A 22,553-nucleotide genomic window follows, 5' to 3' on the forward strand; every position below is an offset into this window, starting at 1 on the left:
GAACGAAGTAGGCTTGTTGGCATGTCCGAACGCCGTACCGTTGCCCTGGTCACCCTTGGATGCGCCCGTAACGAGGTGGATTCCGAAGAGCTGGCGGGCCGGCTGGCCGCCGACGGCTGGGACCTGGTGGACGACGCCGCCGACGCCGAGGTCGCCGTCGTCAACACCTGCGGCTTCGTGGACGCCGCCAAGAAGGACTCCGTCGACGCCCTGCTGGAGGCCAACGAGCTGAAGGGCACCGGGGGGCGGACCCAGGCCGTGGTCGCGGTCGGCTGCATGGCCGAGCGGTACGGCAAGGAGCTGGCCGAGGCGCTGCCCGAGGCGGACGCGGTGCTCGGCTTCGACGACTACGCGGACATCTCCGAACGGCTCAACACGATCCTCTCGGGCGGCTCGCACGCCCCGCACGTGCCGCGCGACCGGCGGAAGCTGCTGCCGATCAGCCCGGCCGAGCGCCAGGGTACCGAGGTCGCCCTGCCCGGGCACGGCGCGATCGCCGACCTGCCCGAGGGCCTGGCGCCCGCCTCCGGGCCGCGCGCCCCCCTGCGGCGCCGGCTGGACTCCAGCCCCGTCGCCTCCGTCAAGCTGGCCTCGGGCTGCGACCGCCGCTGCACGTTCTGCGCGATTCCGTCGTTCCGCGGCTCGTTCATCTCCCGCCGCCCCTCGGACGTGCTGAACGAGGCGCGCTGGCTCGCCGAGCAGGGCGTGAAGGAGATCATGCTGGTCTCCGAGAACAACACCTCCTACGGCAAGGACCTGGGCGACATCCGGCTGCTGGAGTCGCTGCTGCCCGAGCTGGCCGCCGTGGACGGGCTGGAGCGGATCAGGGTCAGCTACCTCCAGCCGGCCGAGATGCGGCCCGGGCTGATCGACGTGCTGACCGGCACGGAGAAGGTCGCGCCCTACTTCGACCTCTCCTTCCAGCACTCCGCGCCCGAGGTGCTGCGCGCCATGCGGCGCTTCGGGGACACCGACCGCTTCCTGGAGCTGCTGGCCACCATCAGGGGCAAGGCCCCGCAGGCCGGCGTGCGGTCCAACTTCATCGTCGGCTTCCCCGGCGAGTCCGAGGCCGACCTCGCCGAGCTGGAACGCTTCCTCACCGGCGCCAGGCTGGACGCCATAGGCGTCTTCGGGTACTCGGACGAGGAGGGCACGGAGGCGGCCGGGTTCGCCGAGAAGCTGCCGCCCGAGGTGGTCGCCGAGCGGCTGGCCCGCGTCTCGGAGCTGGCCGACGAGCTGATCGCGCAGCGAGCCGAGGAGCGGCTCGGCGAGGACGCCTCGGTGTTGGTCGAGTCGCTGGGCGTCGACGAGGAGACGGACGTGTCCGGCGCCACCGGCGAGGTCGTCGCGGTGGGGCGCGGGGCGCACCAGGCCCCGGAGACCGACGGCCAGATCCTGCTCGTCGGCAAGGGCGAAGAGCGGCCGGCCGTCGGCCAGTTGGTGCCGGCCCGGATCGTGGGCTCCCAGGGGGTCGACCTGATCGCCGAGATCACGCCGGTCGCCGACGGCGGCGGCCCGGGGGCGGGAAGGTGACATCCACGCCGGCCTCGGCCGCCGGCAGAGGCCGGACGGCGGATCGGGAACGCTCCGCCGCACCCGCGCTGTGGAACATCGCCAACATCCTGACCATGGTGCGGCTGCTGCTGGTGCCGGGCTTCGTGCTGTTGATGTTCGCCGACGGCGGGCACGACCCGGGCTGGCGCTCGTTGGCGTGGGCGGCGTTCACCGTCGCCATGATCACCGACCTGTTCGACGGGGAGTTGGCCCGACGGCACAACCTGGTCACGGACTTCGGCAAGATCGCCGACCCGATCGCCGACAAGGCGATCATGGGCGCCGCGTTGATCTGCCTCTCGCTGCTGGGCGACCTCCCCTGGTGGGTCACGGCCACCATCCTGGCGCGGGAGTTGGGGATCACGCTGATGCGGTTCTGGGTGATCCGGCACGGGGTGATCCCCGCCAGTCGCGGCGGGAAGCTCAAGACGCTGGCCCAGGGCATCGCCGTCGGGATGTACATACTGGCGCTGACCGGCCCGCTGGCCACGCTCCGCTGGTGGGCGATGGCGCTGGCCGTGGTGCTGACGGTGGCGACGGGCCTCGACTACGTGCGGCAGGCGGTCGTCCTGCGGCGCCGGGGGCTGGCCAGGGAGCGGTCCGATGGGCGGTAGCGCGCGGGCCGACGAGCCCCCCGTGGAGTCCCAGGTGCTGGGCATCCTGGTGGGGCGCGGCCAGACCCTTGCCGTCGCCGAGTCGCTGACCGGCGGCCTGGTGGCCGCCGCGATCACGGATGTGCCGGGCGCCTCCCGGGCGTTCCGGGGTGCGATCACCGCCTATGCCACCGAGGTCAAGCGGGAGGTGCTCGGCGTCAGCGGCGCGCTGCTGGCCGAACGGGGCGCGGTGGACGCGGAGGTGGCGCGGCAGCTCGCGGTGGGCGCGCGGCGGCTGTTGGGCGCAGACTGGGGCATCGCGACCACCGGGGTCGCAGGCCCAGAGCCGCAGGACGGGATGCCGGTGGGCACGGTCCATGTCGCGGTTTCGGCGCCCGGTGAGGGGGGAGTCGTGGCTCAGCGGTTGAGTCTGCGGGGTGACCGGGCCGCGATTCGCGCCGGCAGCGTACGCGCTGTGCTCGCCCTGTTGCGCAACGAGCTGCTGCACGCGGACTTCCGAGCGGGTCAGGATACGGAACAGAACGGAGAGGATGGATGTTTGCAGCCCTGAGTGAACAAGACATCGCTCCCCGCGCGGGGGGAGTCCGAGGCGGTACGGTGGGGCATGAAGCTAGCGAGGCCAACGGTCCGAGGAGGGAGCCACCGATGATCCTGCTCCGTCGCCTGTTGGGTGACGTGCTGCGTCGGCAGCGCCAACGTCAGGGCCGCACCCTGCGCGAAGTGTCCTCTTCCGCCCGCGTCTCCCTCGGATATCTCTCCGAGGTGGAGCGGGGACAGAAGGAGGCTTCCTCCGAGCTGCTGGCCGCCATCTGCGATGCTCTCGAACTGCGGATGTCGGAGCTGATGCGCGAGGTCAGCGATGAGCTGTCCCTCGCCGAGCTGGCCCAGTCCGCCGCGAGTGACACGGTGCCCCCGATGCGTCCGATGCTGAACCCCGTGCGTGTTTCCACCGTCACCCACCGTCCCGAAGAGCGCGTCACGATCAAGGCTCCGGCCGAGGCCGTGGACGTGGTCGCCGCCTGAACCATCGCGGCGGCACGCCCTCGGCCGGAGCGCGCCCGGCCGCCCGCTGTGCGGGCCGGCGCGGCCGCGCGCGTGCGCGCCCGTTCGCGGGCGCCAACGCCCCTCAGGGGCGCAGCCGCAGGCCACGCGGCGTCGCGTGGAAGCCAGCGCCCTCCAACAGGCCCGTCCAGGCCAGATCCGTCAGCGCCTGCTGCCCGTTGATCCTCTCCACCGTGAGCGTGCCCAACGCCCCCGAGCGCACCGCCTGGGCCAGGGCCTCCGTGGCCGGGCGCAGCGCCTGGTGAAGCCACTCCTCCTCGCTGGCCGTGCCCTCGTCGGCCGGCCAGGCCAGCAACGTCCGCCCGCCGCGCTCCACATAGAGCGTGAGCGCGCCGTCCACCAGCACCACCAGGGCGCCGGCCTTGCGGCCCGGCTTGTGGCGGGCGCCCTGCGGCGGCTCGGGCCAGGGCAGGGCCGCGCCATAGGCGTTGGCCGGGTCGGCCGCCGCCAACAGCGCCACCCGGGGCGCCGCCGGGCCGCCGGAGGGCCGCTCGGTGGCCGAGCCGACCGCCCGTAGCCGGTCCACCGCGCCGTCCATCGCGAACTGGGCCGCGCCCAGCCCCTCCACCACATAGCCGCGCCTGGCCTGCCCGTTCTCCTCGAAGACCGACAACACCCGGTACACGGCGGAGAATCCGCCGGCCACGCCCTCCGCGCCGACCGCGCCCCTGGTGACGACGCCGTGCCGGTCCAGCAGGGTGCGGGCCAGGGCGTGGGCGCGCAGCGTCGGGTCCTCGACCCGCTCGGGGAGCAGCGACCAGCGGCCGGCGACCGTCGGGGGGCCGTTGCGCGAGGCGGGGCGGGTGGCGCCGCCGGTGGCGACGGCGAGCGCGCCATAGCGGCCGCGCGGGGTGGCGCGGCGGGCGCGGTGCGCCGTGGCGCCGGCCGTGCGGCCCGAGCCCAGCAGGGCGCGCAGCGGGCCGAGGGTGTCGTTGGTGAGCCGGCCCGACCAGGCCAACTCCCAGACGGCGTCGGCAAGGGCGGCCTCGCCGACCTCGACGCCGGCCGCCGCGACCTGGTCGGCGATCTGGCGGAAGAACAGCCCGTACCCGCCTGCCAGGGCGGCCAGCACCGCGCGGTGCGTCTCGCCCAACTCCAGCGGCAGCGGCGGCGGGAGCAGCAGCGGAGCGGAGTCGGCGGGGAAGAGCGAGATCCAGCCATCCTTGCCGGGCAGCGCGCCGGCGCCCGCCCACACCACCTCGCCCGAGGCCGTCAACTCGTCGAGCAACTGGGGCGTGTAGCCCGTCACCCGGGCCGGCAGCACCAGCCGCTCCAGCGCCGAGGCGGGCACGGCCGAGCCCTGCAACTGCTCGACGGCGCGCACCAGTCCGTCCAGGCCGCGCAGCTCGCCCCGGCCGACGGCCGGCCCGACATGCTGCCAGCGGGGGAGGAACGCGGCCAGCGCGCGGGGCGCCACCGGCTCCACCTCCTGGCGCAGCGCGGCCAGCGAGCGGCGCCGCAGCCGCCGCAGCACCGTCGGGTCGCACCACTCCTGCCCGCTGGCGCCGGGCCGGAACTCGCCCTGCACCAGACGCCCTTCGGCCGCCATCCGGTGCAGCGCCCCGTCCGCGACGGCCGTGCCGAGGCCGAAGCGGGCGGCGGCCTGCGCCGAGGTGAAGGGGCCGTGGGTGCGGGCGTAGCGGGACAGCAGGTCGCCGAGCGGGTCGGCCACCGGCTCGGTGAACGCCTCGGGCACCCCGACCGGCAGCGCGGTGCCCAGGGCGTCCCGCAGCCGGCCCGCGTCCTCCACGGCGGCCCAGTGGTCGGCGCCCGCGATCCGCACCGACAGCGCCCGGCGGGCGGCGCCGAGATCGGCGGCCCACTCGGGCGCCGCGCCGCGCTCGGCCAACTCGGCCTCCGTCAGCGGGCCCAGCACCCGCAGCAGGTCGGCGACGCCCTCGGCGTCCCGCACCCGCCGCTCCTCGGTGAGCCAGCCCAGCTCCCGCTCCAGCTCGGTCAGCACCTCGGGGTCGAGCAGCTCGCGCAGCTCGGCGCGGCCCAGCAGTTCGGCGAGCAGCCGGGAGTCCAACGACAGGGCGGCGGCGCGGCGTTCGGCCAGCGGGGAGTCGCCCTCGTAGAGGTACTGGGCGACATAGCCGAAGAGCAGGGAGCGGGCGAACGGCGACGGGTCGCGCGTGGTGACCTCGACGAGCCGGACGCGGCGTGCCTCGATGTCCCGCATCAGCTCGGTGAGCCCCGGCACGTCGAAGACGTCCTGGAGGCACTCCCTGACCGCCTCCAACACGATCGGGAACGAGCCGAACTCGCTGGCCACCGAGAGCAGTTGGGCGGCGCGTTGGCGCTGCTGCCAGAGCGGGGTGCGGCGGCGCGGGTCGCGGCGGGGCAGCAGCAGGGCGCGGGCGGCGCACTCCCGGAAGCGGGCGGCGAACAGCGCCGAGCCGCCGACCTGCTCGGTGACCAGCTCGTCCACCTCGCCCGGCGGGAAGAGCACGTCGCCGGCGCCGACCGGCGCCTGCCCGTCGTCGAAGGCGGCGTCGAGCGGCCCGGGACCCGCGTCGTCCGCGTCCCACCCGGCCTCGGCGCCGAGCAGGTCGGCGTCCGGCAGCCGCAGCACGATCCCGTCGTCCGCGTGCAGCACCTGCGCGTCCATGCCGAACCGCTCGGTGAGCCGGGCGCCCAGCGCCAGCGCCCAGGGGGCGTGCACCTGGGCGCCGAACGGGGAGTGCACCACGATCCGCCAGTCGCCCAGCTCGTCGCGGAACCGCTCCACCACGATCGTGCGGTCGTCGGGGATGTGGCCGCACGCCTCGCGCTGCTCCGACAGATAGGCCAGCACGTTGTCCACCGCCCAGTCGTCCAGGCCGGCCTCGGCGAGCCGGGCCCGGGCGGCCGGCTCCTCCAGGGCGCCGACCTCCCGCAGGAAGGCGCCCAGCGCGCGGCCCAACTCCAGCGGCCGGCCCAGCTGGTCGCCCTTCCAGAACGGCAGCCGGCCTGGGACCCCGGGCGCGGGGGAGACCAGCACCCGGTCCCTGGTGATGTCCTCGATCCGCCAGGAGGTGGTGCCGAGGGTGAACACGTCGCCCACCCGGGACTCGTAGACCATCTCCTCGTCCAGCTCGCCGACCCGGCCGCCGCCCCGTCTGGGGTCGGAGCCGACGAGGAAGACGCCGAAGAGGCCACGGTCGGGGATGGTGCCGCCCGAGGTGACCGCGAGCCGCTGGGCGCCGGGCCGGCCGCTGATGGTGCCGGCGACCCGGTCCCACACCAGCCGGGGCCGCAACTCGGCGAAGGCGTCCGAGGGATAGCGCCCGGCGAGCATGTCCAGCACCGACTGGTACGCCGACTCCGGCAGCGCGGCGAACGGGGCGGCCCTCCGCACCAGGGCCAGCAGTTCGTCCACGTCCCAGCTGTCCATGGCGGTGATGGCCACGATCTGCTGGGCGAGCACGTCCAGCGGGTTGGCCGGGACCCGCAGCGCCTCGATGGCGCCCTGCCGCATCCGCTCGGTGACCACCGCCGACTGCACCAGGTCGCCCCGGTACTTGGGGAAGACCACCCCGGCGGAGACGGCGCCCACCTGGTGCCCGGCGCGGCCCACCCGTTGCAGCCCGGAGGCGACGGAGGGCGGGGACTCGACCTGCACCACCAGGTCGACCGAGCCCATGTCGATGCCCAACTCCAGGCTGGAGGTGGCGACCACGGCCGGCAGTCGGCCGGCCTTGAGGTCCTCCTCGATCCCGGCCCGCTGCTCCTTGGCCACCGAGCCGTGGTGCGCCCGCGCGAGCACCGGGGGCGCGCCGGCGCCGGCGCCGGAGCCGCCCATCAGCTCGGCCGGGCCGTGGTCGACGGGAAAACTCTCCCCGGTGGCCCGCTCATAGGCGATCTCGTTCATCCGGTTGCACAAACGCTCGGCCAACCGACGGGAGTTGACAAAGACGATCGTGGAGCGGTGGGCCTGCACCAGGTCGACGATCCGCTCCTCCACCGAGGGCCAGATCGAGGGCCGGTCGTCCCCGGCCGCGACCTCCGGCACCGGGGAGCCGCCCAACTCCCCGAGATCCGGCACCGGAACGACCACCGACAGCTGGAACTCCTTGCCCGAGGGCGGCTGCACGACGGTGGCCTTGCGCTGCGGCGACAGGAAGCGGGCCACCTCGTCCACCGGGCGGACCGTCGCCGAGAGGCCGATCCGCCGGGCCGGCCGGGGCAGCAGGGCGTCCAACCGCTCCAGGGAGAGCGCCAGATGGGCGCCGCGCTTGGTGCCGGCGACGGCGTGCACCTCGTCCAGGATCACCGTCTCCACGCCGGCAAGCGCCTCCCTGGCCGTGGAGGTCAGGATCAGGAAGAGCGACTCGGGGGTGGTGATCAGGATGTCCGGCGGGCGCCTGGCCAGGGCCCTGCGGTCGGCGGCCGGGGTGTCCCCGGTGCGGATGCCGACGCGGATGTCGGGCTCGGGCTGGCCGAGGCGGATCGACTCCTGGCGGATGCCGGTGAGCGGCGAGCGGAGGTTGCGCTCCACGTCCACGGCCAGGGCCTTCAGCGGGGAGACATAGAGCACCCGGCACCGCTTGAGCGGCTCGGCCGGCGGGGGCTCGGCGGCGAGCCGGTCGAGCGAGGCGAGGAACGCGGCCAGGGTCTTGCCCGAGCCGGTCGGCGCGACCACCAGGGCGTCGGACTCCTCGGCGATGGCCCGCCAGGCGCCCTCCTGCGCGGCCGTCGGCGCGTGGAAGGCGTGGCTGAACCAGGCCCTGGTGGCCGGGGAGAACCCGTCGAGCACCGCGCTGCCCGTTCGTTCGTCACTGCCGCTCATGGGCCCCATCGTGCACCCCACCACTGACAACGACGCACAATGGCCGGCATGACCGCTTCGGAGTCCTCCGGGGAGAGCGCGCGGCACTGGGTGGCGCCCGAGCTGCCGGGCGTGGACCTGCTGCGGGCCCGCTATGTGCGGCGGGTCTTCATCCCGCACACCCACCCGACCTTCGTGATCGCCGGGATCACCGAGGGCGTCGAGGTCTTCCGGCACCGGGGCAGCCTGGAGCGGGCGGGCGCGGGCGGCCTGGCGTTGATCAACCCGGACGTTCCGCACACCGGCCGGGCCGGGGTGCCCGAGGGCTGGGCGTACGGGGCGCTCTATCCGGCGGCCGACGTGGTGGACGCGGTCGCGGCCGAGGTGATCGGGCTGCGCGGCGGCGCCTGGTTCGCCGATCCCGTGGTGCACGACCCGGTGGCGGTGCGGCTGGTCGGGCAGGTGCTGGCCGCCGTGGAGGAACGGCAGGCGCTGGCCGCCGACAGCCTGTTGCGGATCGCGGTGGCGCGGTTGCTTCGCACGGCGGGTGGAGCGCGTCCGCAGCGCGTGGTCCGCGATGCGGGCGCGCGGTTGGCGGCGCGCGCCCGCGAGGAGCTGCTGGCGCGGATGACCGACCCGCCGACCCTGGACGAGCTGGCCCGGGAGCTGGACACCGGCCCGTTCGCGCTGCTGCGTGCCTTCCGGGCGCGGTACGGGATGCCGCCGCACGCCTGGCTGACCGACGCCCGGGTGCGGCGGGCGCGGGAACTGCTGGACGTCGGGGTGCGCCCGGCCGAGGCGGCGGTCGCCGTCGGCTTCACCGACCAGTCCCATCTGCACCGGCACTTCCACCGCTCCGTCGGGGTGGCCCCGGGCGCCTACCAGCGGGCCCGCCGCGCGGGGTAGCCGCCCGGGACAGCCGCGCGCCGGTCGGGCAGGTCGGGCAGGTCGGGCAAGGGGCGTGCAAGAACGTACAAGAACGATCTCGGGCGGACCGCTTAACGTTCCGCCGTGATGGAAAAGGCAAGAGACCTCAGGGACCAGCAGGACGCACCGGACCAGCCGGACGGACCGGACCAGTCGGTTCAGCCGGCCGGTGGCGATCGGCGGGCGACCGTGCGGGACTCCCTGGGCGTGGGGTTCGCGGTGGGCCTCTCCGGCTTCGCCTTCGGCGTCACCGCCGCGTCCGGCGGGCTGAGCGTGGCGCAGGCCTGCGCGCTGAGCCTGCTGGTCTTCACCGGCGCCTCGCAGTTCGCGCTCGTCGGGGCGCTGGCCGGCGGCGGCAACCCGGTCACCGCGGCGGCCGGCGCGTTCTTCCTCGGGGTGCGCAACTGCTTCTACGGCCTGCGGCTCTCCACGGTGCTGCGGCCGTCGGCGCGGATGCGCCCGCTGGTGGCGCACTGGGTGATCGACGAGACCTCGGTGGTCGCCCTGGCCCAACCCACCCGCGCGCAGGCCAGGTTGGGCTTCGCGGTCAGCGGCACCACGCTCTTCCTCTGCTGGAACCTGACCACCCTGCTGGGCGCCCTGGGCGCGGGCTCGATCGGCGACCCGAAGGCGTGGGGTCTGGACGCCGCCTCGCCCGCCGTCTTCCTCGCGCTGCTCGCCCCGATGCTCCACTCCACCGCCGAACGGGCCACCGCCGTGCTCGCTGTGCTGCTCGCCCTGGGCTGCCTGCCGCTGCTGCCGGCCGGGGTGCCGGTGCTGGTGGCGGCGTTGGCCGCGCCCGTGGTGCTGCTGTGCGCCGGGCGGCGCGGCCGGGGGAACGGCGGGCCGGTCGAGGAGACGGAGGTGGCGCCGTGACCACCTGGATCGCCATCGGGCTGACCGCTGCCGGCTGTTATCTGGCCAAGTTGCTCGGACTCTCCGTGCCGCCCGGCGCGTTGGAGCGCCCGCTGGTGCGTCGGCTGGCCGCGCTGCTGCCGGTGGCGCTGCTGGCGGCGTTGACCGCGCTCCAGACGGTGGACGACGGGAACGGCGCCGTGGTGGTCGACGCCAGGCTGGCGGGGCTGGCGGCCGCCGGGGTGGCGCTGCTGCTGCGCGCCCCGTTCCTGCTGGTGGTCGCGGCCGGCGTGCTGGTCACCGCCGGGTGCCGGGCCATCGGCGGCTGAGCCGGGCCCTCCCCGCCGGCCGGGTGCCGTCGACCCGGCGGGGGATACTGGGGCCCATGCGGTTGACGGAGTTCTGGGAACGGATGGCGGAACACTTTGGCGCGACCTACGCCGACTCCTTCGCCAGGGATCATGTGATGTCGGAGCTGGGCGGCCGCACCGTGTACGAGGCGCTGGACGCCGGCTGGGACGCGAAGGACGTCTGGCGGGCGGTCTGTGCCGCCAACGACGTGCCGCGCCACCTGCGTTGATGGCGCTGACCTGCGGTTTTTTCAACGACCCGGTGAGCGGCGCGGCTTGACACAAAATTCGAACAGGCATTCTTATGGGGGCTACGGAAACGGCGTCCAGGTCGCTGCGGGCCCAGTGCGCGTGTCGATTGTCAGTGGCGGGCGCTAGCGTCCGTGGTTGTGAAGCGATCGAATCAGACGGACCGGGTGGCACCCATGGCAGGTACGGACCGCGAGAAGGCGCTCGACGCCGCACTCGCGCAGATTGAGCGGCAGTTCGGCAAGGGCGCGGTGATGCGCCTGGGCGAGCGGCCGGACGAGCCGATCGAGGTCATTCCCACCGGCTCCACGGCACTCGACGTGGCCCTGGGCGTGGGCGGTCTGCCCCGTGGCCGGGTGGTCGAGGTCTATGGCCCGGAGTCCTCCGGCAAGACCACGCTCACTCTCCACGCGGTGGCCAACGCGCAGAAGGCCGGCGGCACCGTCGCCTTCGTGGACGCCGAGCACGCCCTCGATCCCGAGTACGCCAAGCGCCTGGGCGTGGACGTGGACCAGCTGATCCTCTCCCAGCCGGACAACGGCGAACAGGCCCTGGAGATCACGGACATGCTGATCCGCTCCGGCGCGCTCGACCTCATCGTCATCGACTCGGTGGCGGCCCTGGTGCCCAGGGCGGAGATCGAGGGCGAGATGGGCGACTCCCATGTCGGCCTCCAGGCGCGGCTGATGAGCCAGGCCCTGCGGAAGATCACGGGGGCGCTCAACCAGGCCAAGACCACCGCGATCTTCATCAACCAGCTCAGGGAGAAGGTCGGCGTGATGTTCGGCTCCCCCGAGACGACCTCGGGTGGCCGGGCGCTGAAGTTCTACGCCTCGGTGCGGCTGGACATCCGGCGCATCGAGACCCTCAAGGACGGCACCGACGCGGTGGGCAACCGCACCCGCGTCAAGGTCGTCAAGAACAAGGTCGCCCCGCCGTTCAAGCAGGCCGAGTTCGACATCCTCTACGGCACGGGCATCAGCCGGGAGGGCGGCCTGATCGACATGGGGGTGGAGCACGGCTTCATCCGCAAGTCCGGCGCCTGGTACACCTACGGCGGCGACCAGCTCGGCCAGGGCAAGGAGAACGCGCGGAACTTCCTGCGTGACAACCCCGACCTGGCCAACGAGATCGAGAGGAAGATCAAGGAGAAGCTGGGCATCGGGCCGAAGAGCGCGGCGTCGGAGGGCGGGTCTGACACGTCGGACGACGCGGCCTCGGGCAAGGACGCCTCGGGCAAGGACGCGGGCAAGGACGCCGTCGAGGCGGGCGCCGCCCCGCCGGCGCAGGCGGCCAGGTCGGCGGCCACGGCCAAGGCTCCCCGCGCCGCGAAGGCCGTCGCGGCCAAGGCCTGACGGATGACCCGGCGCAGCGAGTGGCCGGAGCCCCCGCCCGAGGGGGCGGGTGGCCCGGCCCTCGACGCCAGGACCCGCTCCGGCGGGAGACGGGCGGCGGGCGGGCCGCCCACCGACGGGCCGCTGGCCGACGGACCGCCGGCCGGTGGGCCGCCGGCCGACCCGGTGGAGCGCGCCCGGAGCGTCTGCCTGACGCTGCTCACCGGGACGCCGCGCACCAGGCGGCAGTTGGCGGACGCGCTGCGGCGCAGGGAGATCCCCGAGGAGGCCATCGCCGAGGTGCTCGACCGCTTCGAGGAGGTCGGGCTGATCGACGACGCGGTGTTCGCCGAGGCATGGGTCGAGTCCCGCCACCACGGGCGGGGGTTGGCGCGGCGGGCTCTGGCCCGCGAGCTGCGGACCAGGGGAGTGGCCTCCTCGGTGATCGAGGAGGCCGTCTCCCGGCTGGAGCCGGAGGACGAGGAGGAGACGGCCAGGGCCCTGGTGGCCCGCCGCCTCCCGGCGACGCGTGGCCTGCCCACGCCCAAGCGGATGCGCAGGCTGGTCGGGATGCTGGCCCGCAAGGGCTATCCGGAGGGGCTGGCGCTGCGCGTGGTCCGCGAGGCCCTGGAGCGGGAGGGGCAGGCGTTGGACGAGGACGAGGAGTGGGGGGCGTCCCATGGACCGGATATCCCCTGAGCCACGGAGCCCGCGCGGCCCGGGGCGGCCCGCCGGGCCGGAATGGGTCGGCGGACCGGCGGGGTAGCGTGGCGTCGCATGACCGACGCCGAGATCGAGATCACCGCCGACCTGGTCCGCGAGCTGCTGCGCGAGCAGCATCCGGACCTCGCGGGGCTGGCCATCAGCGAGGTGCCCGGCGGATGGGGCAACCAGATGTGGCGCCTCGGGGACGAGTTGGCGGTGCGGATGCCACGCACCGAACAGGCCCCGGCCCTCCAGCTCAAGGAGCGCCGGTGGCTGCCCGTCCTGGCCCCGCGCCTGCCGCTCCCGGTCCCGGAACCGGTCCGGACCGGCGAACCGTCCGCGCGCTTCCCCAAGCTCTGGACCGTCATGACATGGGTCCCCGGCGAACCGCTGGACCACACCGCGATCCGTCGCGGCGACCACGCGGCCGACGTCCTGGCGGGGTTCCTCGGAGCGCTCCACGAGGAGGCGCCCGCCGAAGCGCCGGCCAGCGAGGACCGTGGCGGCCACCCTGGGGAGTGCACGAACGGCTTCGACCAGTTCTTCCACTCCGTGGTCCCCGACAGCCTCGCCGACGACGTGCGGGCCGTCTGGGACGATGCCGTCGCGGCCCCCGGGTGGGCGGGGCCGCCGGTGTGGGTGCACGGCGACCTGCATCCCGCCAACGTCGTGGTCGCGGACGGAACGCTCGCGGGCGTGGTCGACTTCGACAGCCTGTTTGCCGGCGATCCCGCGTGGGACCTCGCGGCCGCCTGGGTGATCCTGCCCGCGGGCGCCGCCGCACGGTTCTTCGACGGCTATGCGCGGGCGGACGAGGCGACGATCCGGCGGGCGCGGGGGCTGGCCGCCCTGAAGAGCCTGTTCCTGATGCAGATGGGCCAGAACGGGGACCGGGGCCTTCCCGGCGGCAAGCCGGCCTGGGGACCCGCCGGCCGCGCGGCGCTGGATCGTGTCCTCCGCGACGGTGTGCCGCGCGCGGGCACGCGCGGCGTGCCGCCCGCTCCCGAGCCGGAGACTTCGGCCTTCTGACCGCCAACGGCCCCTCGGGCGCGGCCTGTTGACCGTTCCGCTGCGCCGGCTTCCCGCCGGCGCCGACCGGCACCCGGCAGCGGCCGGCCCGTCGATCGCATTCGACGTCGGGGTGGAGTGCGACGGGGGAGCGGGAGCCCTCAGGAGGCCGGGTGAGTCACGGGGGCGAGACCGCGCAGGCCGGCCCAGCGGGAGGAGCGGCGGAGCGCGGCCGCCCGTTCCCTCGTCGCCCGGTCGATGGCGGCGGCCGTCTCGTGGCCCGTGCCCAGGTCCCTGACCGTGATGTGGAGGAAGCCGTCGGCGTGGCAGTCGGCCGTCACCTCGATCCGTGGCACGCCTCGGGGAGCGGGTGGCAGGGCGAGTTCGAGGACCGCGAGGGTCCAGTTACGCGCGGCGTCCTCGCGTTCGCCCTCCACGACGTGGACCACCGCCGTGGGTTGGTCGTCCGTGTGCGTGGTGAAGATCTCGGAGCGCTTCGTGGGGATGATCTCGTTCCGTGGGAGCAGCTTCGTCGTGGTCCCGTCGTGCGTTTCGATGCCGATCGAGTGGGGGGCGACGTCGAGGAGCAGCACGCCCATCACCTCACCGGCCAGGACGCCCGCCTGGAGCGTCGCGCCATGGGCGACGGGCTCCGGGCTCAGGCCCCGGTGGGGCCCACGGCCGTCCGTGAGCCGGCGGATCAGGTCGCCCACCGCCGGCATCCGGGCGGCGCCGCCCGTCAGGACGACCCGGTCGATGTCGGCGTGCGTGTGCTCGGCGTCGGCGAGGACGTGTTCGATGGCGGTGCGGCAGCGTTCCAGCAGATCCCGGGTGAGCGTCTCGAACTCCTCGCGGGTCAGCTCCTCTTCGAGGTGGACGGGGCCGTCAGGACCGGTGGCGAGGTAGGGCAGCCGGAGGCTCGTGGTGCGCGCGGCCGACAGTTCGATCTTCGCCGCCTCGGCCGCCTCGCGCAGCCGCGCGAGCGCGGCGATGTCGCCGGTGAGATCCACCCCGTGCCGCCGCCGTACGCGCTCGGTCAGGTGCTCGACGATCCGCCGGTCCCACTCGTCGCCGCCGAGCCGGCTGTCGCCGGCGGTGGCCTTGATCTCCACGACGCCGTCGTCGAGTTCGACGAGGGAGACGTCGAGGGTGCCGGCGCCGAGGTCGAAGACCAGGAGGGCGAGAAAGTCGTCCGGGTGCGTGCGCTCGTCGTAGGCCATCGCCACGGCCGAGGGCGCGTTGATCAGCCGCAGGACGTTCAGCCCGGCCCGTTCACCGGCCCGGACCAGCGCGGCCCGCTGGTCGCGACGGAAGCCGGTGGGCACCGCCAGCACCGCGTCGGTGACGGGCTCGCCGAGGTAGGACTCGGCGTCCTGGCGCAGGCGGGCGAGGATCAGGCCGGCGACGTCCTCGGCGGTCAGCCGGACGTCGCCCCGCGTGACACACCAGCTGGTGCCCAGCCGCGACGTGACGGCGCGCGCGGTGAAGTCGGGGTTGGTGAGGGCCTGCCGCTCGGCGGCCGTGCCGACGAGGACATCCCCCTGGGCCGTGAGGGCCACCAGGCTGGGAGTGGTGTGCGCGCCCTGGGCGTTGGGGACCAGCGAGGGCTCGCCGCCTTCCATGACGGCGACGGCCGAGTGCGCCGTGCCGAAGTCGATGCCGACGGGCCGACCCCGCCGACGCGACCGACGCGCCGCGTCCGGCCCGCCGTCCGGCCCGCCATCCGGCGGCTCCGTGGCCTCGGTGGCCTCGGTGGCTTCGGTGTAGGGGGCGGTCGGAGGTGGGGCGTGCCGCTGGATGAGGGTGGTGACGGCATCCGGCCAGGGCGCGGAGCCGGGGACATCGTCCGGCGGCTCCCAGTGCGCGCCGATCCGCTCCAGCAACGCGGTGAGCGCGGGCCGTTCGCCGGGCTCCTTCGCCAGGCATCCGGCGACCAGTTCGCGCAGCGGCCCCGTGAGCCCGTCCAGCCGGGGCGGCCCGTTGACCACCCGGTGGAGCACCGCGAGCGGCGGGCCCTCCCCGAAGGGCCCGGCCCCCGTGGCGGCGAAGGCGAGGACCGCCCCCAGCGCGAACACGTCGCCGGCCGGGCCGACTTCGCCGCCCTCGGCCTGCTCGGGCGCCATGAAGCCCGCCGATCCCACCACCAGGCCGGTCGCCGTCAGCGCGGTGTCCTCCAGCGTCCGCGCGATCCCGAAGTCGATCACCCGCGGCCCGTCCGCGGCCACCAGCACGTTCGACGGCTTCAGATCCCGGTGCAGCACCCCCACCGCGTGAATGGCCTGCAACGCCTCCACCAAACCCGCCGCCAGCCGCCACACCGCGCCTTCCGGCAACGGCCCAGCCGCACCGACCGCTGCCGCCAGGTCGGGCCCGGGAACGTAGACGGTCGCGACCCACGGCGGCTCGTCCTCCGGCCCGGCGGCCATCACCGGGGCCGTGAACGCCCCGCCCACCGCCCGCGCCGCCGCCACCTCCCGCGCGAACCGCCGCCGGAACTCCTCCTGCCGCGCCAGATGCGGATGCACCACCTTCACCGCCGCCGCCCGCCCGCCCGGCGACCAGCCCAGGAACACCTCGCCCATCCCGCCGGCCCCCAGCCGGCCACGCAACCGGAACCCGCCCACCCTCTCCGGGTCCCCGGCCCGCAACGGCTCCACCCCGGCCCCCTTCCCCACCCAGCACCCGTGGCCCGGCCCCAACACCCGGCGCCCCCACGCAGGTTACGTTCCCCCGGCCGCCGCCGTGGCCCGCACGGCTCCTCACGACGCGACCGCCGCCAGCACGGTATCCCCAGCCGCCCGGCGCCGGTCGGGCAGCACCGCCGAAAGGGATCGTTCAAGCCGGGAGCCCATGGTCAGGCGAAACGTGCCAGGCGTTGCTGTTCGACCAGAACAGCGCGGTCGGCCCGCGCGGCGGCCAACGTCCCCCCGCCCTCCGCCTCCCGCCAACGGCGCCCGCCGCCCCCGGGCGGCGGGCGCCTCGCCCGTTCCCGCTGCTCGCGCCCCGCGCGAGCAGCGGTCAGCGGCCGCCGGTCGGCTCGGCCGGCGCGGGGGTCGTTCCGCGCAGGCGCCGCACGGCCTCGCGCAGCGCGTCCGGGTGGGCGCCCGGGAGCCAGGCCGCCAGGTGGCCGTCGGGCCGCACCAGCAGGACCGTGTGCGCGCCGGCGCCCGGGTACTCCTCCGTGACCAGCAGTTCCGCCGGCAGGTCCAAGGTCTCGGCGACGGCGGCCAGTTCGGGCATCAGCCCCGCCGACAGCCAGTGCCGCGCGTCCCAGACCCGGGCCCCCGGCGCGGTGAGGACGAGCAGCAGCGGCCCGCCCAGCCGGTCGCGCAGCCGCGCCCGTGCCCCGTCCAGCGCCGTCACCGGCACGTCGGTGACCGGCGCGCCGACCCGGGGCGTCGTCGCGACGTCCCCGGTGCCCCGCCGCGCGGCGCCGCCGTAGTCGGGCGGCCCGCCCAGCGTTCCGCGCCCCAGGTGCCCGTCGCTCAGCAGCGCCAGCCGCCCACGGCCCCGCCCCGGGAGCCGGCCGCCCAGCCCGCCCCGGCCGCGCACCAGCGGCAGGGCCTGGTCGACGGCGCGCAGCCGTCGGCCGACGGCGCCCCGGCGTTCCTGCTGGTAGCCGTCCAACAGCCCGTCGCCGTACCCGAGTCGGCTGGCGACGGCCAGCCGCCAGGCCAGGTTCTCCGCGTCCCGCAGCCCCTCCGCCACCTGCTGGGTCCCCAGGGCACCCAGCAGATGCGCCGCGTCGCCCGCCAGAAAGACCCGGTCCACGCGCCAGTTGCGGGCCAGGCGCTGGTGGCAGACCTGCACGCCCGTGTCGAGCAGCTGGTACGGCGGCGGTGTGCCCCCGCCCAGGTCGGCCAGCGTGCTCTCGACGCGCGCCAGCAGGGCCTCGGGGGTCACCAGCCCCTCGTCCGGGGGCAACGGCCAGTCCAGCCGCCAGCGTTCCCCGCTCAGCGGCCGCACCGTCACCTCGCCCGCCGTCAGACCCCGGTGCAGCGCGGCCTCCTCGGGCCAGGGCAGCTCGGCCCGGAGCGCGGCGACCGCGTAGCGTTCCACCGCCGTGCGCCCGGGGAACGGCACCCCCAGCAGCTTGCGCACCGTGGAGCGGGCCCCGTCGCAGCCCACCAGATAGCCGCCGCGCCACTGCCGGTTCTCCTCGCGCCGCCCGTCGGTGGGGCGCAGCACGCTGTGCGCCAGCACGTCGCCTTCGCGCCGTTCGAAGTCGGTCAGCCGGTGGCCCCTGGCCAGTCGCACCAGTTCCTGTCGGGCGACCGCGTCCCGCAGCGTCGCCTCCAGCACATGCTGCGGCAGGTGCCGGGGCGCGTCCGTCGGGCCGAAGGCGTGCGTGTCGACCGTGCGCCCCCGGCGCACCGTGCGCCACCCGGCCCAGGCCGCGCTCTCCCGGTGTGCTCCCGGCAGCTCCGCCCACCGCGCCACGTCGGGCGCCAGCACCACGCTCCTGGCCGGCCGCGCGGCCGGCGGGCCGTCCGATCCGTCCAGCACGACGGACGGGATACCGTGCCCGGCCAGGGCAAGCGCCAGCGCGAGCCCCGTAGGGCCCGCGCCAACGATGATCACGGGCAGCACAGCACGTATGGAACCCAGCGCCGCCGCTACCGTCAAGTCGGCCCCGAACCGGGCCGGTTGTGCGCCCGGCTAGATACCGCCGTCGCGGCCACCGCCCAGACCACCGCCCAGACCGCTGCCGCCACCCGGACCGCCGCCGCCACCCGGACCGCCACCGCCGCCCGGGCCCTCCGAGGGACCGCCGCCGGCGGGACCGCCGTCGCCGCCCGGCAGGCCCGCGCCCCGGTCGAGCGTCGGGGCCGCGATGCCGGCGCCGCCCGCCTGCGTCTCCTCCGCCAGGTCGTGCGACAGCACGGCACCCGTGCCGCGCCGCCCCTGACGGATACGGGCCTCCAGCCACCCGGCGAAGTAGGTGAGCAGGAAGTTCACCGTGATGAAGATCGCGGCGGCCACGGTGTAGGCGGCGATGGTGTTGCTGTAGTTGCCGGCCACCAGGCGGGTGTTGCTGATGAGTTCGCCGTAGCCGAGCAGGGCGCCGCCCAGCGCGGTGTCCTTGACGATGACCACCAGCTGGCTGACGATCGCCGGCAGCATCGCCGTGACCGCCTGCGGCAGCAGCACATGGACCATGGTCTGGCCCTTGCGCATCCCGATGGCGTGCGCCGCGTCGGTCTGGCCGCGCGGCAGCGAGAGGACGCCGGCCCGCACGATCTCGGCCAGCACGGACGCGTTGTAGAGCACCAGGCCGGTGATCACCGCGTACATCGGCCGGATCTCGCGGTCGATGTTCGACCACTCCGCATAGGCCTGGTTGGCGAAGATCATCAGGATCAGCACGGGGATCGCGCGGAAGAACTCCACGATCACATCCGCCGGGCGCCTGATCCACCAGTGGTCGGACATCCGCCCGATGCCCAGGATCGCGCCCAGCGGCAGCGCGATCACCAGGGAGAGCCCGGCGGCCGTCAGGGTCTCCTGGAGCCCGGGCAGCAGATAGGTGGTCCACACCCGGGAGTCCGTGACGAACGGGTCCCACTTCGCCGCGTCCAGCTGGTTCTTGTCGTTGAGCGCCGACAGAATCCAGTAGGCGATGCCGGCCAGCACGAGCACGAAGACGACGGAGATCAGAACGTTGCGCCGCTTGGCGCGCGGCCCCGGCGCGTCGTAGAGAACGGAGACTGCCTTGCTCATCGCTTCACCGCCACTCGCTTGCTCACCCAGCCGAGGAGGAGCCCGGTCGGCAGGGTGAGGACAATGAATCCAAAGGCGAACACGGCGGCGATCGGAATGAGTTGGGCCTCCCGCTCGATCATGTCGCGCATCAACAGGGCCGCCTCGGCCACGCCGATGGTCGCGGCCACGGTGGTGTTCTTGGTCAGGGCGATCAACACGTTCGCCAGCGGTGGCACCACCGAGCGGAACGCCTGTGGCAGCACCACCAGCCCCAGCACCTGCGAGAAGTTGAGCCCCAGCGCCCGGGCCGCCTCGGCCTGGCCCACCGGCACGGTGTTGATGCCGGAGCGCAGCGCCTCACAGACGAAGGTGGAGGTGTAGACGATGAAGCCGAGCACGGCCAGCCGGAACGCGATGCCCTTCGTGCCCTCACCGCCCAGCGTCTGGCCCATCGTGAAGTAGAGGCCCTGGGAGCAGGCGACGATGACCAGGGTGAGGGGGGTGTTCCGCAGCAGGTTCACATAGGCCGTGCCGAAGGCCCGCATGATCGGCACGGGGCTGACCCGCATCGCGGCCAGCACGGTGCCCCAGATCAGCGAGCCGATCGCGGAGTAGAAGGTGAGCTGCACCGTGGTCCAGAACGCCCCGAAGAGGTCGTACCGGTCGAGATCGAGGAAATCGAACACGAATCTTCCAGTCTCGCCTAGGGGATGGGAAAGGGCGTGGCGTGCCGCCGCAGCGACGGCACGCCACCGGGGAAACTCGGCGATTCAGACGACTCAGTCGGTCTCGGTGATCTCCGGGGCCGGCTCGGCGTCGTAGTTGGCCGGGCCGAAGTGCTCGTTCACGGCGTCCTGCCAGGCGCCCTCGTCGACCATCTTGGTGATGGCCGCGTTGATGTCGTCCCGCAGCTCGGTCTCGCCCTTGGGCACGCCCACGCCGTAGTACTCGTCGCTCAACTCCAGGCCGGCCAGGGCGAACTTGCCCTGGTTCTGCTCCTGCGCGGCGTAGCCGGCCAGGATGGAGTCGTCGGTGGTCAGCGCGTCAACGGTGCCGTTCTCCAGGCCGGTGAGGCACTCGGAGTAGGTGCCCAGCTCCTCAAGCTCGGCGTCCGGGGCGAACTCCTCCTGGACGTTGGCCGCCGAGGTGGAGCCGCCGACGGAGCAGAGCGTGAGGTCGTTGATGGCCTCCTCGTTCGGCACCGTCTCGCCGTCGCGGATCAGCAGGTCCTGGTGGGCGACGAAGTAGGGGCCGGCGAAGTCCACCTGCTCCTTGCGCTCGTCGGTGATCGAGTAGCTGGCCACGATGAAGTCGACATCGCCCCGGTCCAGCATCGTCTCGCGGTCGCCGCTGGGCGACTCGACGAAGTCGATCTGGTCGGGCTCGTACCCCAGCTCGCCGGCGATGAAGGTGGCCACGTCCACGTCGAAGCCGACGTACTCGCCGTCGGGCGTCTTCAGGCCCAGGCCAGGCTGGTCGTACTTGATGCCGATGCTGATGGTGTCGTCGTCACCGCCGCCGCCACAGGCGGTCGCGGCGAGGGAGAGGGCGAGCACGCTGGCGGCGAGGGCGCTGGCCTTGCGGAGTCTCATGGTGCGTGTGTCCTTAGCTTCGGGAAAGGTGCCTGAGGTATCGGGAGTGCCGGGGAGTCGGGAAGGGCCGGATAATGGAACGCCGCTGGGGCGCCGGGTCAGTGCTGGAGGATCTTCGACAGGAAGTCCTTGGCGCGGTCGCTGCGCGGGTTGTCGAAGAACTGGTGCGGCTCGGCCTCCTCGACGATCCGGCCGTCGGCCATGAAGACCACCCGGTTCGCCGCCGAGCGGGCGAAGCCCATCTCGTGGGTGACGACGACCATGGTCATCCCCTCCCGCGCCAGCTGCTGCATGACCTCGAGGACCTCGTTGATCATCTCGGGGTCCAGGGCCGAGGTGGGCTCGTCGAAGAGCATCACCTTGGGCTCCATCGCCAGCGCGCGGGCGATCGCCACCCGCTGCTGCTGGCCGCCGGAGAGCTGCGCCGGGTACTTGTCGGCCTGGTTGCCGACGCCCACCCGGTCCAGCAGGGCCCTGGCCTTGGTCTCGGCGTCGGCCTTGGAGACCCCGCGGACCTTGATCGGCCCCAGGGTCACGTTCTGGAGCACGGTCTTGTGCGCGAAGAGGTTGAAGGACTGGAACACCATGCCGACGTCGGCGCGGAGCCGGGCCAGCTCCCTGCCCTCCTCGGGCAGCGGCTTCTCGTCGATGGTGATGGTGCCGCCGTCGATGGTCTCCAGCCGGTTGATCGCCCGGCAGAGCGTGGACTTGCCGGACCCCGAGGGGCCGATCACGACGACGACCTCACCGCGCTTGATGGTCAGGTTGATGTCCTGGAGCACGTGCAGCGCACCGAAGTGCTTGTTCACGCCGTCCAGGACGACCAGGTCCTCCGCAAGGGGCGCGGCCTCAGCGGGGTCCTTGGTCAGCGGCGCATCGCTCATCGTGGAGTTGCTCCATCCTCGTCGGTTGCAGGGACCCTAGCCAGCTGTACAACGTAGCGTCAGCAGATCTGAGCGGAAATTGAGCATAACGATCCGGTTGCTTCCTCCTACGGGCAGTAACCGGCTGTGGCTCATGGTTGGCGAGCGGTGACGGAATCCTTCCGTGACGTCCGCTCGGCCCGCACTCCTGCTTCAATCGTTCTCGTAGCGCTGCTTCAGGGTGCCAGAACGGGCGGCGCCGCGGCGGCGGAACGAGAGCAGGGGAGGTGCGGGGTGCGTCTGCTGTTGGTGGAGGACGACGAGCACGTCGCCGCCGCCCTGGTGGCTGTGTTGGGCCGGCACGGCTTCACGCCCGTGCGGGTGCGCACCGGCGAGGAGGCGCTGGCCGCGCTGCGGGGCGGCGGCTTCGGAGTGGTGCTGCTGGACCTTGGCCTGCCCGACGTGGACGGCTTCGAGGTCTGCGGCCGCATCCGGCGCCTCACCTCGACGCCGGTGATCATGGTGACCGCGCGGGCCGACGTCCGCTCCCGCATCCACGGCCTCAACCTCGGGGCCGACGACTATGTGGTCAAGCCGTATGACACGGGGGAGCTGCTGGCCCGCATCCACGCGGTGAGCCGGCGGACCGCCGGCGAGGAGCCGGCCGGGTCCGAGGAGGAGGCGCCCGAGGTGCTGGTCGTGGGTCCCGTGACGGTGGAGCTGGCGACCCGCCGGGTCGAGGTGGACGGGGAACGGGTGGTGCTGACCCGCAAGGAGTTCGACCTGCTGGCGCTGCTGGCCCAGCGTCCCGGGGTGGTCTTCCGGCGCGAACAGATCATCAGCGACGTGTGGCGGACGAGCTGGGAGGGGACCGGGCGCACCCTGGAGGTGCACATCGCCTCCCTGCGGGCCAAGCTCCGCCGGCCCGAGCTGGTGGAGACGGTCAGGGGCGTCGGCTACCGGCTGGCGCTGCCCGGCCTGTGACGC

Annotated in this window: 19 protein-coding genes; 12 read left to right on the plus strand and 7 right to left on the minus strand. The window is 74.0% G+C overall.

Annotated features, from left to right (window positions below):
• Positions 1 to 21: 21 nt before the first annotated feature.
• From rimO to FH609_RS08995, 4 genes are all read left to right on the plus strand, one after another.
• Positions 22 to 1,533 carry a 30S ribosomal protein S12 methylthiotransferase RimO gene (rimO, locus tag FH609_RS08980; protein ID WP_139666997.1) on the plus strand — a complete coding sequence of 504 codons (1,512 nt, stop codon included), beginning with the start codon at positions 22 to 24 and terminating at the stop codon, positions 1,531 to 1,533.
• Entirely contained in the window at positions 1,530 to 2,168 is a 639-nt protein-coding gene (gene pgsA, locus FH609_RS08985; RefSeq protein ID WP_139666996.1) for a CDP-diacylglycerol--glycerol-3-phosphate 3-phosphatidyltransferase, read from the plus strand. The genes rimO and pgsA overlap by 4 nt, the downstream gene beginning before the upstream one ends.
• Positions 2,158 to 2,718: a CinA family protein gene (locus FH609_RS08990; RefSeq protein WP_139666995.1), complete on the plus strand. Its 561-nt coding sequence runs from the start codon at positions 2,158 to 2,160 to the stop codon at positions 2,716 to 2,718. Before pgsA ends, FH609_RS08990 begins: the two co-directional genes overlap by 11 nt.
• Before the next feature lie 95 nt (positions 2,719 to 2,813).
• Positions 2,814 to 3,191, plus strand: a complete 378-nt coding sequence (locus FH609_RS08995) for a helix-turn-helix domain-containing protein (protein ID WP_122399792.1) — start codon at positions 2,814 to 2,816, stop codon at positions 3,189 to 3,191.
• A 103-nt stretch (positions 3,192 to 3,294) separates the two neighbouring features.
• Here the strand turns inward: FH609_RS08995 and FH609_RS09000 are convergent, their stop codons facing one another.
• The gene (locus FH609_RS09000) at positions 3,295 to 8,001 is read right to left on the minus strand and encodes an ATP-dependent helicase (protein WP_139666994.1); all 4,707 of its coding nucleotides are present in this window, start codon (positions 7,999 to 8,001) and stop codon (positions 3,295 to 3,297) included.
• Between the two features lie 48 nt (positions 8,002 to 8,049).
• Here FH609_RS09000 and FH609_RS09005 point away from each other — a divergent pair, with 48 nt between their 5' ends.
• The 7 genes from FH609_RS09005 (at position 8,050) to FH609_RS09035 (ending at position 13,429) form a co-directional block, all read left to right on the plus strand.
• On the plus strand, positions 8,050 to 8,886 hold the full coding sequence (locus FH609_RS09005) for a helix-turn-helix transcriptional regulator (protein WP_139666993.1): 837 nt from the start codon (positions 8,050 to 8,052) through the stop codon (positions 8,884 to 8,886).
• A gap of 108 nt (positions 8,887 to 8,994) precedes the next feature.
• A complete protein-coding gene (locus tag FH609_RS09010) occupies positions 8,995 to 9,783 on the plus strand; it encodes an AzlC family ABC transporter permease (protein ID WP_139666992.1) in 789 nt (262 codons plus the stop codon).
• The gene (locus FH609_RS09015) at positions 9,780 to 10,091 is read left to right on the plus strand and encodes an AzlD domain-containing protein (RefSeq protein ID WP_139666991.1); all 312 of its coding nucleotides are present in this window, start codon (positions 9,780 to 9,782) and stop codon (positions 10,089 to 10,091) included. Before FH609_RS09010 ends, FH609_RS09015 begins: the two co-directional genes overlap by 4 nt.
• A 56-nt stretch (positions 10,092 to 10,147) precedes the next feature.
• Positions 10,148 to 10,342: a DUF3046 domain-containing protein gene (locus FH609_RS09020; RefSeq protein ID WP_139666990.1), complete on the plus strand. Its 195-nt coding sequence runs from the start codon at positions 10,148 to 10,150 to the stop codon at positions 10,340 to 10,342.
• A 195-nt stretch (positions 10,343 to 10,537) separates the two neighbouring features.
• On the plus strand, positions 10,538 to 11,716 hold the full coding sequence (gene recA / locus FH609_RS09025) for a recombinase RecA (RefSeq protein WP_139666989.1): 1,179 nt from the start codon (positions 10,538 to 10,540) through the stop codon (positions 11,714 to 11,716).
• A 3-nt stretch (positions 11,717 to 11,719) separates the two neighbouring features.
• Positions 11,720 to 12,394 carry a recombination regulator RecX gene (gene recX, locus FH609_RS09030; RefSeq protein ID WP_139666988.1) on the plus strand — a complete coding sequence of 225 codons (675 nt, stop codon included), beginning with the start codon at positions 11,720 to 11,722 and terminating at the stop codon, positions 12,392 to 12,394.
• A 78-nt stretch (positions 12,395 to 12,472) separates the two neighbouring features.
• Positions 12,473 to 13,429, plus strand: a complete 957-nt coding sequence (locus FH609_RS09035; RefSeq protein WP_139666987.1) for an aminoglycoside phosphotransferase family protein — start codon at positions 12,473 to 12,475, stop codon at positions 13,427 to 13,429.
• A gap of 140 nt (positions 13,430 to 13,569) precedes the next feature.
• On the opposite strand, the gene FH609_RS09040 is transcribed toward FH609_RS09035, so the two are convergent.
• The 6 genes from FH609_RS09040 to FH609_RS09065 all read right to left on the minus strand — a co-directional run bounded on the left by FH609_RS09040 (position 13,570) and on the right by FH609_RS09065 (position 21,587).
• Complete coding sequence (locus tag FH609_RS09040; RefSeq protein WP_139666986.1) at positions 13,570 to 16,065, minus strand: Hsp70 family protein; 2,496 nt, start codon at positions 16,063 to 16,065, stop codon at positions 13,570 to 13,572.
• A 361-nt stretch (positions 16,066 to 16,426) separates the two neighbouring features.
• Positions 16,427 to 17,998, minus strand: coding sequence for an FAD-dependent monooxygenase (locus FH609_RS09045; protein WP_139666985.1), 1,572 nt, complete (start codon positions 17,996 to 17,998; stop codon positions 16,427 to 16,429).
• Positions 17,999 to 18,067: 69 nt separating this feature from the next.
• Positions 18,068 to 19,129, minus strand: a complete 1,062-nt coding sequence (locus FH609_RS09050; protein ID WP_139666984.1) for an amino acid ABC transporter permease — start codon at positions 19,127 to 19,129, stop codon at positions 18,068 to 18,070.
• The gene (locus tag FH609_RS09055) at positions 19,126 to 19,797 is read right to left on the minus strand and encodes an amino acid ABC transporter permease (RefSeq protein WP_139666983.1); all 672 of its coding nucleotides are present in this window, start codon (positions 19,795 to 19,797) and stop codon (positions 19,126 to 19,128) included. The genes FH609_RS09050 and FH609_RS09055 overlap by 4 nt, the downstream gene beginning before the upstream one ends.
• 93 nt (positions 19,798 to 19,890) lie before the next feature.
• Complete coding sequence (locus FH609_RS09060) at positions 19,891 to 20,703, minus strand: glutamate ABC transporter substrate-binding protein (RefSeq protein WP_139666982.1); 813 nt, start codon at positions 20,701 to 20,703, stop codon at positions 19,891 to 19,893.
• Positions 20,704 to 20,801: 98 nt separating this feature from the next.
• Positions 20,802 to 21,587: an amino acid ABC transporter ATP-binding protein gene (locus FH609_RS09065; protein WP_139666981.1), complete on the minus strand. Its 786-nt coding sequence runs from the start codon at positions 21,585 to 21,587 to the stop codon at positions 20,802 to 20,804.
• 273 nt (positions 21,588 to 21,860) lie between these two features.
• On the opposite strand from FH609_RS09065, the gene FH609_RS09070 reads away from it, so the two are divergent.
• Positions 21,861 to 22,550 carry a response regulator transcription factor gene (locus tag FH609_RS09070; RefSeq protein ID WP_139666980.1) on the plus strand — a complete coding sequence of 230 codons (690 nt, stop codon included), beginning with the start codon at positions 21,861 to 21,863 and terminating at the stop codon, positions 22,548 to 22,550.
• Positions 22,551 to 22,553 lie beyond the last annotated feature (3 nt).

The sequence above is a fragment of the Streptomyces sp. 3MP-14 genome (assembly GCF_006334905.2).
In the GTDB taxonomy this organism is placed as follows: domain Bacteria; phylum Actinomycetota; class Actinomycetes; order Streptomycetales; family Streptomycetaceae; genus Streptomyces; species Streptomyces triticirhizae.